The organism is Arthrobacter sp. SE2, from assembly GCF_058244265.1.
The window spans coordinates 165376-179018 of record NZ_JBZAYA010000006.1 but is presented as its reverse complement, the minus strand read 5'-3'; the positions used below and the strand labels follow the sequence as shown (position 1 = coordinate 179018).

17 protein-coding genes and 2 pseudogenes are annotated in these 13643 nt (G+C 62.2%); 10 read left to right on the top strand and 9 right to left on the bottom strand.

Translation table 11 applies throughout. From position 1 onward, the window contains the following. Positions 1–91: 91 nt before the first annotated feature. Positions 92–1210: an alanine racemase gene (locus tag AC4CS3_RS10745; RefSeq protein WP_490783450.1), complete on the top strand. Its 1119-nt coding sequence runs from the start codon at positions 92–94 to the stop codon at positions 1208–1210. Between the two features lie 193 nt (positions 1211–1403). Further along, positions 1404–2432, top strand: a complete 1029-nt coding sequence (locus AC4CS3_RS10740) for a DUF6454 family protein (protein ID WP_490783449.1) — start codon at positions 1404–1406, stop codon at positions 2430–2432. Between the two features lie 70 nt (positions 2433–2502). Here the strand turns inward: AC4CS3_RS10740 and AC4CS3_RS10735 are convergent, their stop codons facing one another. After that, the gene (locus AC4CS3_RS10735) at positions 2503–2904 is read right to left on the bottom strand and encodes a hypothetical protein (RefSeq protein WP_490783448.1); all 402 of its coding nucleotides are present in this window, start codon (positions 2902–2904) and stop codon (positions 2503–2505) included. On the opposite strand from AC4CS3_RS10735, the gene AC4CS3_RS10730 reads away from it, so the two are divergent. Then, a complete protein-coding gene (locus AC4CS3_RS10730) occupies positions 2894–3229 on the top strand; it encodes a hypothetical protein (RefSeq protein ID WP_490783447.1) in 336 nt (111 codons plus the stop codon). The genes AC4CS3_RS10735 and AC4CS3_RS10730 overlap by 11 nt on opposite strands. 73 nt (positions 3230–3302) lie before the next feature. On the opposite strand, the gene AC4CS3_RS10725 is transcribed toward AC4CS3_RS10730, so the two are convergent. Beyond that, positions 3303–3650 carry a UBP-type zinc finger domain-containing protein gene (locus AC4CS3_RS10725; protein ID WP_441414499.1) on the bottom strand — a complete coding sequence of 116 codons (348 nt, stop codon included), beginning with the start codon at positions 3648–3650 and terminating at the stop codon, positions 3303–3305. A 55-nt stretch (positions 3651–3705) separates the two neighbouring features. Further along, positions 3706–4659 (bottom strand): DUF5996 family protein, encoded by a 954-nt coding sequence (locus tag AC4CS3_RS10720; RefSeq protein WP_490783446.1) that lies wholly within the window; start codon positions 4657–4659, stop codon positions 3706–3708. Between the two features lie 90 nt (positions 4660–4749). On the opposite strand from AC4CS3_RS10720, the gene AC4CS3_RS10715 reads away from it, so the two are divergent. Then, positions 4750–6009 (top strand): phosphatidylserine decarboxylase family protein, encoded by a 1260-nt coding sequence (locus tag AC4CS3_RS10715; protein WP_490783445.1) that lies wholly within the window; start codon positions 4750–4752, stop codon positions 6007–6009. A gap of 183 nt (positions 6010–6192) precedes the next feature. On the opposite strand, the gene AC4CS3_RS10710 is transcribed toward AC4CS3_RS10715, so the two are convergent. Further along, positions 6193–6684: a hypothetical protein gene (locus tag AC4CS3_RS10710; protein WP_490783444.1), complete on the bottom strand. Its 492-nt coding sequence runs from the start codon at positions 6682–6684 to the stop codon at positions 6193–6195. Between the two features lie 132 nt (positions 6685–6816). On the opposite strand from AC4CS3_RS10710, the pseudogene AC4CS3_RS10705 reads away from it, so the two are divergent. From AC4CS3_RS10705 to AC4CS3_RS10695, 3 genes and pseudogenes are all read left to right on the top strand, one after another. Next, positions 6817–6996 (top strand): annotated as a pseudogene (locus AC4CS3_RS10705) (SDR family oxidoreductase); the annotation flags it as partial. Between the two features lie 52 nt (positions 6997–7048). Beyond that, on the top strand, positions 7049–7675 hold the full coding sequence (locus AC4CS3_RS10700) for a carbonic anhydrase (RefSeq protein WP_490783443.1): 627 nt from the start codon (positions 7049–7051) through the stop codon (positions 7673–7675). Then, positions 7603–8463 (top strand): prephenate dehydratase, encoded by an 861-nt coding sequence (locus AC4CS3_RS10695; RefSeq protein ID WP_490783545.1) that lies wholly within the window; start codon positions 7603–7605, stop codon positions 8461–8463. The genes AC4CS3_RS10700 and AC4CS3_RS10695 overlap by 73 nt, the downstream gene beginning before the upstream one ends. Before the next feature lie 96 nt (positions 8464–8559). On the opposite strand, the pseudogene AC4CS3_RS10690 reads toward AC4CS3_RS10695, so the two are convergent. Together AC4CS3_RS10690 and AC4CS3_RS10685 are read right to left on the bottom strand one after the other, a co-directional pair. Beyond that, positions 8560–8829: pseudogene (locus AC4CS3_RS10690) on the bottom strand (recombinase family protein); the annotation flags it as partial. Between the two features lie 172 nt (positions 8830–9001). Then, positions 9002–9454 carry a hypothetical protein gene (locus AC4CS3_RS10685; RefSeq protein WP_490783442.1) on the bottom strand — a complete coding sequence of 151 codons (453 nt, stop codon included), beginning with the start codon at positions 9452–9454 and terminating at the stop codon, positions 9002–9004. Between the two features lie 509 nt (positions 9455–9963). Between AC4CS3_RS10685 and AC4CS3_RS10680 the strand changes: the two genes are divergently transcribed. Continuing rightward, entirely contained in the window at positions 9964–10299 is a 336-nt protein-coding gene (locus AC4CS3_RS10680) for a hypothetical protein (RefSeq protein ID WP_490783441.1), read from the top strand. A gap of 114 nt (positions 10300–10413) precedes the next feature. Here AC4CS3_RS10680 and AC4CS3_RS10675 read toward each other — a convergent pair whose 3' ends face one another. Together AC4CS3_RS10675 and AC4CS3_RS10670 are read right to left on the bottom strand one after the other, a co-directional pair. Then, positions 10414–10773 (bottom strand): PASTA domain-containing protein, encoded by a 360-nt coding sequence (locus AC4CS3_RS10675; RefSeq protein WP_490783440.1) that lies wholly within the window; start codon positions 10771–10773, stop codon positions 10414–10416. Then, positions 10770–11330 (bottom strand): hypothetical protein, encoded by a 561-nt coding sequence (locus AC4CS3_RS10670; protein WP_490783439.1) that lies wholly within the window; start codon positions 11328–11330, stop codon positions 10770–10772. Before AC4CS3_RS10670 ends, AC4CS3_RS10675 begins: the two co-directional genes overlap by 4 nt. A gap of 426 nt (positions 11331–11756) precedes the next feature. On the opposite strand from AC4CS3_RS10670, the gene AC4CS3_RS10665 reads away from it, so the two are divergent. Next, entirely contained in the window at positions 11757–12308 is a 552-nt protein-coding gene (locus AC4CS3_RS10665) for a hypothetical protein (protein ID WP_490783438.1), read from the top strand. A gap of 44 nt (positions 12309–12352) precedes the next feature. On the opposite strand, the gene AC4CS3_RS10660 is transcribed toward AC4CS3_RS10665, so the two are convergent. Continuing rightward, positions 12353–12721, bottom strand: coding sequence for a hypothetical protein (locus AC4CS3_RS10660; RefSeq protein ID WP_490783437.1), 369 nt, complete (start codon positions 12719–12721; stop codon positions 12353–12355). A 283-nt stretch (positions 12722–13004) separates the two neighbouring features. Between AC4CS3_RS10660 and AC4CS3_RS10655 the strand changes: the two genes are divergently transcribed. Beyond that, positions 13005–13550, top strand: coding sequence for a hypothetical protein (locus AC4CS3_RS10655; protein WP_490783436.1), 546 nt, complete (start codon positions 13005–13007; stop codon positions 13548–13550). Positions 13551–13643: the final 93 nt, after the last annotated feature.

Genomic DNA, 13643 nt, shown 5'->3' with positions numbered 1-13643 from the left:
CCGCGATCTGTCCTGGGTTCTCTAGTTACTGAACCCGGATAGGATTTCCGGGTACCCAGCTTCCCGAACTGTCCCGAAAGACTCGCACCGCATGCCGCACCTTGACGCCGCCCTCCCGCTCCACACCTTGCCGCAGATGCTCCTGGACGTTGCCGCCATCGAGCGCAATATCGGCATCAAAGAAGCCTGGACACGGGAGCACGGCATGGTGCTGGCTCCGCACATCAAGACCACCATGACGGGTGAAATTGTCCGCCGGCAGTTGCCCGGTTCCTGGGGCGTGACCGTGGCGACCACCGCGCAGGCCGCCCACGCCATCGAATGGGGTGCCACCCGGATCCTCATCGCGAACGAGGTGCTGTTCCGCGGCCACCTTGAGCAGCTGCGTGCCTGGCTGGCGGCCTCGCCGGAGCTGGAGATCTACTGCCTGTCCGATTCGGCGGCGGGCGTCCGGGGCATGGCCGAGGTGTTCGAGGACTCGCCCCGGCCGCTGAACGTACTGATCGACGTCGGAACCCCCGGCGGCCGCACCGGGATCCGCAGCGAGGCCGAGGCCGGGCCCCTGGCCGAGGAGATCCGTGCCGCCAGCGGGCTGCTGCTGGCCGGCGTCAGCGCCTACGAGGGCGTGGCACCGAACACCCGGACGAATGAAAACCTGGCCGGGATCGATTCGCATTGCCGCCTGGCCCGCGACATATTCGATGAGCTGCACCCCGCTTTCGAGGTGGGGCTGCCGGTTTTCAGCAACGGCGGCTCTGCGTTCCAGGATCGTGCGGCCGCGTTCCTGCCCAACAGCGCCTCCGTCAACGTGCTCCGCTCAGGCTGCTACGTGGTGCACGATCACGGCACCTACCAGGGCGTCTCCCCGGTCCCCGGCCTCACCGCGGCCGTCGTGGTACGGGCGCTCGTCATCTCCGCCCCCGAAGCCGGGCGCGTGGTCCTGAACGCGGGCAAGCGCGAGTTGGCGTACGACGCCGGTCTGCCGGTGATCGTCTCCCGTTACCGTAACGGGGCCCTCCTGCCTGCCGGCGCAAGCGCCACGCTGACCCGCCTCTTCGACCACCACGCCATCGTGGACGACGCCGAAGGCCTGCAGGTCGGCGACGTTGTGGACCTTGGCATCTCCCACCCCTGCTCGGTGTTCGACCGCTGGCGCGAGGTCGTCGCAGTCGGCGATGACGCCGTCGAGACCTGGCGGCCTGTGTTCTAACCGGTCGAACGCGCAGAAACCGTTTCGGCCTGCAAGCGTCCATTACAACTCGTCCCCGTGTTGTGAATGAAGGAGCAGAAGCCGGGACTACAGAGTCGCAACTTAGCGTTCATCACCCCGCCAGCGGGCGTTCATTACCGCCAAGTAACTTTGAGAGCTCTTGTAAGGCCCCAACCCTTTGAGAGGCTCCACCATGAGTAAGAACCGCACCCGAAGCATCCTCACGGCCACCGCCGCCGTCATCTTGGCAGCGTCCGCGATCGGCGGCACCGCTGCCGCCCAGGCCGCCGGCAACAATGACCAGCAACAGGGCAACAACGCCGACTCCGGCAGCCACAATGAAACGAACACGGCCCTGGCCGACGACTTCAACGGTGTTGACCGCAGCACTAACTGGCAGCAGACCTCGAAGCTGAAGCTGAACTTCCCCACCTTCCACACCGAGGGAATCGCCTACAGCCAGGACCATATCTTTCTCTCAGCCGTCCAGATCATCGAGCCGACCAAGAAGTTCCCGACTCCGCAGAACGGGTTCGACCGTACCCCTGGAAAGGGCATTGGCCACCTTTTCGTCATGGACAAGACCGGCAACCTGCAAAAGGACATTGTGCTGGGCGAGGGCGACATGTACCACCCGGGCGGCATCGACTTCGACGGCACCAACGTCTGGGTCCCTGTGGCCCAGTACAGGCCCAACAGCAGCGCCATCGTCTACCGAGTCGATGCGAACACCCTCGACGTCCACAAGCAGTTCGAGGTCAACGACCATTTCGGTGGCATCGTGATGGACAAGCAGACGGGCCACTTGGTAGGCAATACCTGGGGCTCGCGCCGTTTCGCCGAATGGGATCTCCAAGGCAAGCAGCTCTCGACGTGGGAGAACCCGAACTACTTCATCGACTACCAGGACTGCCAGTACGTGCCCAGCTCCAAGATGCTGTGCGCAGGGATCACCAATCTCCCGCAGACTCCGGGGGCCGGGGGCACCGGAGCCACCTATGAACTTGGCGGCATGGCGATGATTGACCTCAAATCCCGCAACGTGATCCGCGATGTTCCGTTCCAGCAGTGGTCCACGGCCGGGCACGTGGCCAGCCGCAACCCGTTCAAGATGACCGCCGACGGGAACCACCTCACCATGAAGGTCGCCCCCGACAACGGCGACGAAGGCAACGGCACCGAAATCCTCACCTACGAAGCCACCGTCACGCCCGCTAAGTAGCGCAACCAGGCGATAGCCGGACAATGCCGGGTTCCCAGCCGGGCCCCGGCATTGTTCCCTCACCGATCGGCTACCGCCCAGTGCCACGCTCCCTGGTCTCCCAGGGAAAGGCTTCAACACGCTTCAGCGCCTTCTGAATATCCTTGGCATGCGATTCAAGCCTGAGGTCCGCAAGACGCTCACGAGGCGTCGGCCGCCAATCGAACCACCCCTCGATCAGCGCTGCCACCACCTGGGCAATGATGTCCGCAACCATTTCATCGCCTCCCAGGAAGTACTCGTAACGGGGACCCGCAGGCCGGCAATCAAATGGGGACTGCGAAATGTCGGTGGAGACTTTTGAAGCGAGCGTACCTATTCCGTGGACACAAACGATTAAAAGAGTGAGGACAATACCGAGCCAACCCTCGCGAAGGCTGCGTGACAACGGCGCGCCGTACAACCCGGGAAAGAACACATCAATGACACTCACTGCCGAGGCCATTCACACGCTGGAAGAGATCGCCGTCCGCTTCAGCCCCGACGGCGCCCCGTTGGCCGTCCGATATGACGGCGGCATCTGGGCTGTGGATCCCGACGCCGGAGCCGCGCACTGGTTCGGGCGCGGAAGCGGGCGGGATGGCAGCGACTCGGCCGCCACCGACAGCGAACACCTCGCATCCATTGAAAACTGGCGGGTACAGGCTCGCCTCAACTCCGACTCCGCATTGCGTACTTTCCATCTGCAGCGAAGTCCGGGATCCCCGGACTGGTTCCTGGTCACGACCGAGGAAATGGTCGAGCAGCTTTCGGTCTGAACGACACACCGCCCTCGACACGCTGGCATGCCGACGGCGGATCGCGCAAGTGCGTTGCAGCCTTGCGCACCTCTCAGTGCAGTCGCTGCTGCCAGTCGGCCGGGACACGTGAGGCTGGGCCCGGAACAGTTTGGTCGAGCGGGTGATGCGCCGGGGGTTCAAGTTCCGGACCGGCGAAAAATGCGGAGTCGGGATAGTTGAAGAACCAGTCCTCGCCGGGTTCGAAGCTGCGGATGACCGGGTGGCCGCTGGACTGCGCGTGGGCTGTGGCGTGTTGCCCCGGCGAGTTGTCGCAACAGCCGATATGGCCGCACTCGGCGCACCGCCGCAGATGCAGCCACCAGCCTCCGTTGGCCTCGCATTCGACGCAACCAGGTCCGCTGGGTGGAATCGAAACGTCGATTCCATGATTTGCATTCATGTGGCTTTCCCTCGTATCGGAGTGCCTTTGGACCACCCACTACTTTACGCCCCGGCTAATTCACGCCGAAGGAATGTTGCCCTCGTGGTGAGTGCGGCCAGCGGGCCGGATCCGCCTCCAGCGCGGCCCGGTCCCAACGTCCTGTCTCCGCAGCCGCCTCGTAGGTGGACTGCAGGAACCGCAACAGCATCTTGTCGGGGTCCGAGGCAGTGCGGACGTTCTCATACGGGAGGAGGTACAGCCTGCCGTCATTGTTGTAAGCGGCACCGTCGGCGTCGGTCACATATTCGCCGTAGCCGGCAGGCTCGGGATAGCAGTAGGCATAGAAGGCTCCTTCGTCCCCTCCCCCGGGCCAAAACCCGCAGCTGCTGAGCTCGTGGGAGTAACCCTCCACCATCACCCAGTCGGCGCAGTTCGGGACTCCTCCGGGGTGGGTGGGCGCGTCCCGTCCGGAGAAGCGGGAGTACGCGAGGTCCATGCCTCCCCAGAAGAAGTGCACAGGACTGGCCTTGCCCCTGAAACGTGACCTGAATTCGTTCAGGACGCGGTCCGACTGGACCAATTGCCGCCAAAACAGCCCGATAGCCTCCGGGTCGTAGGAAGCGTGCTGATGGTCCTCGGCGAAGGGTATGGCCGGGTCCACCTCGTTCGGAATGCCGCGGATAGACGCCTCGATACCGAGCCGGCCCAAGGCGTCGAAGACCTCGGAGTGGAATTCGGCCACCGACTTGGCTCCGAGAACGACGAATGCTGAAGTTCCGTTGCTGGAGCGTATGTGCAGCCGGTGTTCAAGGAAATCGAATTCGATGTCGTAGGCACCGCGGGCATACGGGATCATTGATGTCGTCAGCCCGCGCGGCGTGACGTAAAGCGTCACCTGCCACCAGTGGTTAAGCATCGGAGCGTGCGCCATGCGGATTTTTCCGACGATCTGGGTCCACATGTGCACAGTCTCCCGGGTCGGGGTCCAATCATCGACCCGAAGCCGTGGCCATCCAAGGTGAGCCATCTGACAATTCTGCCACCTTTAGCGCCAGAACCGCCGAGGTCCCCTGCTTCGGCGCCTGGCCCGACGTCGGAGGCGCGTAGGCTCGGCACTATGACAATCAACGCTTCATCCGACCGTGTCCGACGACTGGGCGGCTGGCTGCCCGAGCGACAGGACGACCTCGAGGAATGGATTGCCGGTCACCGGGAACGGGTGGAGGCGCGGGGCGAAGACGCTGCTCTGCATCCCGTGATCGTCGAGTTCAAGGAGCTGATCGCGAGCGATCCGGTTGTCCGCCTCTACATGACGGAGATGATCGAGCAGGTTCCTAAATCGAAGCCCTACCGCAAACGGCATCTCACGAGCGTTGACCAGATGCTTCGGCTCATCAACGAGGTCCTGACGACTGCCCCCGAGTTCAGCGAAGGCGGCATGGTCACCACGCCGTTGACAGCGATCCTCGATTGGACCATGGGAACCGAGGCCGGGTTCGCGGCTCACCGCGATCCCCGGATCGTCGCCATGTTCCGCAAAATACTGAACGCTTGGTCCGAGTTCCTGAGCAGCGAGGACTCGCTTTATGTGCTCAACGACTCGCCGTCCGGGTGGATGTCGGAGAAAGCGCGGCAAGTTGTCGGGATGGACGACTATGAACACGATCCCCTCGCCGAGCACTGGGGCTTCACGTCGTGGAACGATTTCTTCACCCGCCGGCTCACCTCTACCTCAAGACCCGTCGCTGCCCCCGAAGACGACAAAGTCATCGTCAGCGCCTGCGAGTCGACGCCATACAAGATAAGCTCCGACGTTCAACGCCAGAGCCGGTTCTGGGTCAAGAACCAGCCCTACTCACTCGAGGACCTGCTCGCCCGGGACGAGTCAATGGATCACTTTGTGGGCGGAACGGTGTACCAGGCGTTCCTGAGCGCGCTCAATTATCACCGGTGGCATGCTCCCGTCGCCGGAACGATCGTGCGGGCGTACGTCAAGGACGGCACGTACTTCTCCGAGGCAGACTCCGAAGGGGCCGCCGCCGTCGAGCCGACCCTCTCCCAGTCATATCTGGCCCATGTCGCTGCCCGCGCGATCATACTGATCCAGGCCGACGACCCCGTCATCGGTCTCATGGCGGTGATCCCGGTAGGCATGGTCGAAGTCTCGTCCTGCGTGATCGATCCGGAGATCGTCCCGGGCCACCACGTGAACAAGGGAGACGAGCTGGGGTACTTCCAGTTCGGCGGCTCGACCGAGTGCCTCGTCTTCCGGCCCGGTGTCATCGACCAGTTCGCTCTCACCGCTATCCCCCAACGGCAGGATCCGAACGCACCCCTCGTGAGGGTCCGGTCGAAGCTGGCGACCGCTAAGTCCTGAGGTCGACGGGCTGCTTCCTGATCTATCGTTTGCCCAGGATGAATGACGGGGATACGCGACGACCAGGGCCTCGTCGGCTTCGTCAACGTGATCTGGGACGGCCAGGCGCACGCGTTCATCGAAGACACTCTGGTGGCACGTCGAGCCCGCCGACAAGGTATCCTCGGGACGCAGCGGCACGAGCTAGTCTTGATGTGCCCTAGGGGTCTGGCCAGAGTGCCGGAGCACGGTCAACGCCCGCGTAAGCGATATGTCCACCCGGGCGATGAGCAGCGCTGTCAGCAAGGCTGCGGCAACGTGGGTGTCCAGCATCAAATCCGGTGAGTGCCCGGCAAGGGATGGCGTCGCGGTCAGCTGCCCAGGCTGCAATCCGGTCGCTGCATGCTGATGTTGGGCGGTCGCGGCAGCCGAGAAGGTCCCTGAGAGCCGTTCGAAGGCAAGATGCAGAACTTGCTGGGCCACGCCGCAGAGAACGAGCAATAACCAAGTCGGTAGGTTGATCCGTGCGAGCAGCGAAGCGCACATACTCAGCAGAGCCGTCAGTGCAATCAGCACCGGCACCCCGGGAGGCACGCCACCCGAGACCAGGTGGGCGACCAAGCCCAGTCCGACCGCCGCCGGTCCGACTTCCCAGCCCGGGAATCTCGGACGTCGACCGGATCTTCGCTCAACCATGCTGTTCTCCCTTCCACCGTTGGACGGGTTCTGCTCTCCTTCATGGTGCCGCCGTTTCGCACCTGAAGGAAGACTTTCCGGCCGTCCACGCGTGGGCCAAAGCACCCCTACCTATGGCTAGGAGATTCGGAATCCGAAGGTGCCATCGTAAACATGGCGTCGATCCACGGCGCCATCGCCGCTCCTGGCAACGCCGCTTACACCGCGGCCAAGCACGGCGTCGTGGGCCTGACGAAGAATGCTGCGGCTGAATATGGGGCCCAGGGGTTGCGCGTCAACGCGATCGGCCCCGGCTATATCGATACGCCGCTGTCTGAGCCTCCGCTGTCAGCCGGCGACTCGCGGATCAGGGGGTAGTCCGAGTGTGCGATGGCATCCGAACCAGAACGCCTTCCGGCGCAGCGAGCTGGTGAAGACCCAAAATCCGTTCGCAGTCATCTTTGGGTGCGCGGATTCCCGCCTCGCCGCTGAGATCATCTTCGACGTCGGCCTGGGCGACGTCTTCGTGGTGCGCACCGCCGGGCACGTGATCGACGACGCCGTTCTCGGCTCGCTCGAGTACGCGATCTCGGTACTCCATATCCCGCTAATCGTGGTCCTTGGACACGACAATTGCGGCGCCGTCACCGCCACGAAAGACGCCGTCGAAACCGAGGAGGTCCCCCAAGGCCACATCCGCGACGTGGTTGAACGGATCACACCGTCGGTCCTGAAGTCGCTGCGTGACATTGCACACTCAGCTCCAGGAAAGCTGCTCGATCCTCCGTTTCACCTCTCCGGTCATGGGCAAAATCGACGTGAACGGTCCTGCGCGCCACCCGGTTTACGGGCGGCGCTTCCCACTCGGCAAAGTGTGACACCATTTGCTCCATGGTTCGTAAAGTTGCATACCAAGGAGAGCCCGGCGCCAACTCCAACATCGCCTGCCTACAGATGTTCCCCGACATGGAGCCAGTACCGTGCCCCAGCTTCGAAGATGCTTTCGAACTAGTGAAATCCGGCGATGCGGACCTCGCCATGATTCCGATTGAGAACTCCATCGCCGGACGGGTTGCGGATATCCATGTGCTCCTGCCGGAATCCGGATTGCAGATTGTGGGCGAGCATTTTCTCAGGATCCGATTCCATTTGCTGGGCATACCCGGAAGCACCCTCGAACAGGCGCGAGAAGTGCACAGCCACGTTCATGCCCTCGGCCAGTGCAGGAAGCTGATCCGGTCAATGGGGCTGAAACCAGTTGTTGCCGGCGACACGGCAGGTTCCGCACGGGAGGTCCGCGACTGGAATGACGCTTCCAAGGTCTCGCTGGCGCCTCCGCTCGCCGCCCAGATGTACGGGCTGGATGTCTTGGCAGAAAACGTCGAGGACGACGCCACCAACACGACCCGGTTTGTCGCCCTGTCCAGGGAGCCAAGGCAGCAGACCCGCGACGAGTTGCCCGGTCCCGTGATCACCAGCTTCGTCTTCAGGGTCAGGAACGTACCGTCGGCGCTGTACAAAGCCCTGGGTGGTTTTGCGACGAACGGTGTGAACATGACGCGCCTGGAAAGCTACATGGTAGGTAACGAGTTTGCTGCCACCACCTTCATGGCCGACGTTGAAGGGCACCCATCCGACACACCCGTGCGACTTGCGCTCGAGGAGCTGGTGTTCTTCACCGATGAGGTCAGAGTTCTCGGCGTATATGCTGCTGCTCCTTACCGAAGCCTGGGCTTCACCGATTCCGGCAATCCAGGCACAACGCCTGCTGGCAGTCCAAAGCCCACCTTGTCGCTTTAGTGGCTACCCGGGTGCGTGAGCATCGGCAAGACCCACGCGATAATCACTGGAAGTTTGAAAACAGCGATGACGAAACAGGTCGCGACGGCAAGCGCCCCTCGCATCCGGCAGGGACCGTGCGAGCCGGTCAAGTTTGGTCACGACAAACGTGTCGCCGCCGCGGCACGCCGCGAGAGCGTTGTCCAGCCCGGGTCGGTCGCGCTTCGTGCCGGTGAACCCGTGGTCGACGTGGACCATCTCGGCGTTGACGCCGAGGGCGTGGAGGGCATGGCGCTGGGCGGTGAGGTCCTGGGCGCTGGCCGAGCAGTGTGCGTAGCCGATGAGCATGCTTGGGACTGTAGCGTATAAGGCACCTTCACCGGGCATTAATTCGGGCAGGGTATACGGGAATCCGGCAGTGGCGGAAACACGCGGATGTGAAAAGGGTCCAACGGCGGCGCCGGGATGTCCGGTGGACGACCGGCTTGCGGGACATGACGTTGACCGGTCTTGGCCTTCTCTAGGCGCTTAGGAATCCTATGGCCAGATCCCGATTGCGCTATCCGCAGGCCCAATCGAAAGTATCGGATTCCAAATCGAATTGAGCGTTCCCGCCACCGCCGAAGTTAAGGCCCGAGATCTCTTCCAGTTCGAGGTACCAAGGTGTAAGGCCATCAGGCATTGCTTGGATAGGGAAGGCCGTTCCGCCCAGGTGGCTCAAGGCGAAGAGCGGTTCTGCCCAGTCGGCAAGTCCGTTCCCTGTTGAGGGATTGACGTAGCCATCCGCGCCAACATCATCTCCCCAGAGTTCAACGGGAGCCTTGCCAGCATTTGGATCGGCGCGCGGAACGAGCCAAATGTCGGTGGTCGGCTCGACGTTGTCCCAGGCGTTAGTACCTTCTGACTCGTCCACGTACTTGCCCTCGGCACGAAGATCGGGACGAGGTGCCGTCGGACCTGCCGCCAACTCATCACCCGTAAGCCAAACGATCGCAAATTCTCCGTCGATCACGTCCCTGCGCCTAAGCAGGCCGGGATGGTTCTCGGAGGCTGCGAGGTCACGTAGGAACGGATCGGTTGCTTCAGCGCTCGGGATGGGAGATTTGTCTTCCAGTGCGAATTGGCCCTCACCAGCAAATACGGCAATCCCCGGAAACTGGGGCCCGCGCCTTTGGAAGTCCGCGGGTAGCCAGAGAGTCAGCACATGCATCATGGGCAAACCAGTGTTGAGGCTTCGTGGCCAGTGTTCCCAACGAACGCCCGGCCCATGACTTCCTGTCCACCCCGAGGGCGGCTGGCTTGGCAGGGAAGTATCGGCAGTTTGTCCTGGCGCATTGCCAAGGCCAGTGCCACAACGAAAGGCCAGGTTCCAAGCGATCATCTCGGTCATGGCACCACCATATGAGGTGAATGATCCAAATCAGATCTGTCGGACTCAAGTTGTGTCCGATGAAGGATCCCTCACCGGACTTTTTGTAGCTCGCGATCGACTAACAGGTGGCGCCGACATAGGATTCGAGCATGTTCGCCAGCATGCCGAAGGTTCTTAGTCAGAGCGGGATCCACTTCACGGTGCAGACAGTCGAGACGACCGATGCGCACGTTCTTATCCGTGTGCGTTCGACGGAGATGAGGCCGGGAAGACATCACGACAGCGCCGTCTCTCCGGCAATCTTCGGCGAACGGCTTACGCTCTCCGACGCTCACGGCGCCTCCACGCCGATGCTCCAGGGCAGTACAGCGGCAGGCCCGTTTCTCGGGATCGTCGACGTAGCATACTCCTTAAGCGAAGGCCTCGACCTTTCCTCCCCTCTGACCCTGTCTTCCGCCAATGCCCGGTTGACCTTCCAGATCTAGGGCAATTCCGTAGTGCCGTTGGACAATCCTTTACCGGGCGCAGCGGGAAAAGCAGACTGACGACGTTGCTCGACCTTGCAGGTAATTCAAACCCGATGCCTAGCGATCTCGAGGTCACTCAAATGGAGGTTCTGTCTCCGTGGGATCGACGCGTTGCTCGGGCTTCGGAGTCGCCGCATGTGCCGAATCCGCGGGCGGAGCCCCAGGGCGCTTCAGCCAAGCGTTGGATTCCGAATCTCCGTGCGCGACAATCTCAACGGCCACAGAGTCCCAGCGATAGGCGATGGTACCGGCGGCTGGACGTTGCGATGTGATGTAGAACAGTCCGGGCCAAGCAAGGGCTCCGATGGGAGGCCCGTCCGGATCAGGATTCGCCAGGGTCACGCCGGCATCGTTTGCCACATCTCTGCCGACGTGAAATGGCAGCCCGACAACATCAGGCACCGTCACCCGATCGGCGAACCTCTCTTTCATTCTCCAAATCTAACTCCGAAGGTATCCGCTGTAACGGGTGCAAACCGTACGGTTGGGGATCCCTCTGCGTGTTGTTCGTTGTACTTGACCCCGCTCTCGGTTATCTGCACGGGCTCGGAGAACTCAACCTCGGCAGCACGCGAGCCGCCGTTGTGGAGCCGGAAGTCCAAACGGCACCAGAGCAGTATGTGCTCGCCATCGTCAATGGGCATCAAGTATTCCGCCGCGTCCAGCCCTGCGCCGTCAGGGAGAAGACACTTTGCGTGGGCGTCGGTCACGGTCACCACGGGCATGCCGGTGTCGATCCTCGCCTTCACGGCTTCGACGGCCATGAATATCGCCTGCCGCTGCTGCGCCTGGCTAAACCGGAGCGCCCGATACGCAGCGTCAGCGCTGCGCTCCGCCGCCTTCGCAGCTTTCGCGGTCGCAATAGTCTGAAGCCCGATCACGACGAGGGTCGCTGCAGTCACAAGAGCAGCAATCGCCGTCCAATTCCAGGAGTTTACGAAGTCAATCGCAAGGGCGAAGTCAATCGCAAGACTGGTGATGGCTTCCACGTCGAACCGCCTCTCACGTTCTTGAACAGGGCCGATCGTAGGTACAGTCCCCGATATCCTTGCAAAAATCGCACTCGGAATCGATCGTATCCGCCACAGCCTGCTGACGGCGCCCCGGAGCGAGGCGACACCGTGAGGATTCGGCGCCGGCTGGCGGGTGCCCGATAGCCTGCTTACGGGCAAGGTGCGAGGGCTCTTTGGACCGAACAACGTCCTCGGTTACTTGCCCACTGGTTCTGGGCCGTCGCCAACAAGGGTTCGGTGTCATTGTTCCCTCGTCTGGACCCCGCGGTTCCCTCGTCTGGACCCCGCGCCACGAAAAAGCCTGTGGCCTGGCGTGCCGGGGGCACCCAGTGAAGGGAAGGCATCGGAGAATTGATCAGGGCGTAGCGCTTGAACGAGCGTGCGGAATGGAAAGGATGACTGATGGATCCAACGGGTCAGAAACCAGGACTCCCACCGGGAGGCTGGTCTGCGGATCCCTACGGGTCAGGAACCTCCAAATGGGGAGACGGCGCCGGGCAAGCCGAAGGCGATACCGGCACCCAGAGTCCGCTGGCCGCACGGATCCCCGGACTACGGCTTCCCCGGCCTATGCTCGGAGCCCACGTGCGCGTGTACACCCCTTACATCTGGATGCTCCTTGCCGTGCCTGTCCTGGCTGCCCGCGGCGACGTCGTGCGCATGGTAGCGGCGATCCTCCACGCCGGCTCGGTCACGCCGGCCACCGTGGTTCTTTTCTCTGCCGTGATGTCCTTTGGTGCCACCGGTGTTCTGGGCTACCTGGACTGGCGGAAGCTGCGCGGCGTCGGGGTCGTACGGCCTTTCCATTGGATCTGGGCCTTCCTGCCCACGGTCTATGTCATCGGCCGGACAGCCGTCATCAGGAAAGTCGCCCCGCGCAGGGGCCTGGCACCGGTATGGGTGCTCATCGCCTCATTCCTCCTGATCGCGTTGTACCTCAACCATGCCATCTAGACACGCTCGCCCACACCATCGCCCAACAAACCGCAGGCTAACGCTCAGCGGCGGGACGTTCGGCTCTTCTGCGCAGATTCTTCTGCCTCGGCTTTGGCGGACTGAACTATCTCGAGGAAATCCGCCCGTTGCAGGTAGTCCTCTCCTGGTCCGCGGATGACCCTGCCTAGATATGGGTCGCGCTGCTCGAGTCTCGTGTTCCCGTATTGCAGGGTGGTGTAGCCGGCTTCTTCCTCGGCTTTTGTTTTTATCGCGACGTAGATGACCAGGACTGCGACTGAAAAGCCGCTCACGAGCATGGCAGCTGCAGCGGTGTACATGGGCCACAACAGGGGGGTGCCCGAAACGTTCAGGACGCCCATGATGGCGAGGAAGGCCAAAGTAATAGTCGTATTTCTGAGACGCATACGCATCAGGGCGTAGGCTATGGGCCCTCCAAGTAGCCGACGCTCAAGATCAGGGGTTACCAAGTCAAAGCTCCATATCCGCTCGTGAGTAAGTCGAGGGCAGGGTGCTCACGTCCGCCGGCTTCGTTCGCTTGAATACCCCATGCTGTCAGTGAATCACGAGGTTGCCGCGATTTGCCTGAGGACCGTTCAGGCGAAACGCCACACGGATAGCTCCGGACTCACACCATACGAGGCGGGGACATCCCTGATCGGTCCGAATTCGGCGGCCTGGTCAGTAGGCTCGTAGGTGGTCCTGGATCAGGCCGTCTCAGTGGTCCTCAATTGGGTTGACATACTCAGGAAGCATGAGCAAGAGCCGGGAACACAAGCAACAATCTTCGACGTGAGGTGCTGTATAGTGGCGAAAAGTAGCGGCCAACTCGGCTGGTGGTGCAGGGGAAAGTTATGGTCGAGGCTTGTTTGCCTCGGCGTGAGCCTGGGTATCGCAGCGGCATTAGTTCATCTTCTCAGTTACGCGTTGCCCACCTTCAACCCTGTCTTCGTCCTTTATTATCTGTTCGACCTATTCGCTGAAGTGCTTGTTATGACGGTGCTTGGGCTGGCAGTTGCCGGCGCAGTAATCGTTGCCATGTTGGCGGTGGCCGAGGAAGCGTCCAGCAAGACGCGGGCAGTTGTCACGGGAGTCGTTGCACTGATGACTTCAGGCGCAATGGCCTTTGCCCTCTGCAGCCTGGTTCAGTCAGGGAATCCCTGGGTAGTCTCGGGCGTCACAGGGGCTCTGGTAGGCAGCGCATTCGCCACGGTTACCTACCGCCACTCCTCCGAAGCCTGAAACAGGACCCGTTCCCCCGATTGCTGCTTACCCTCGTAGCCCCGACGACCGTCTTCGCCTAATAGGCCAATCAGAGGCTGACCATGCAAAACG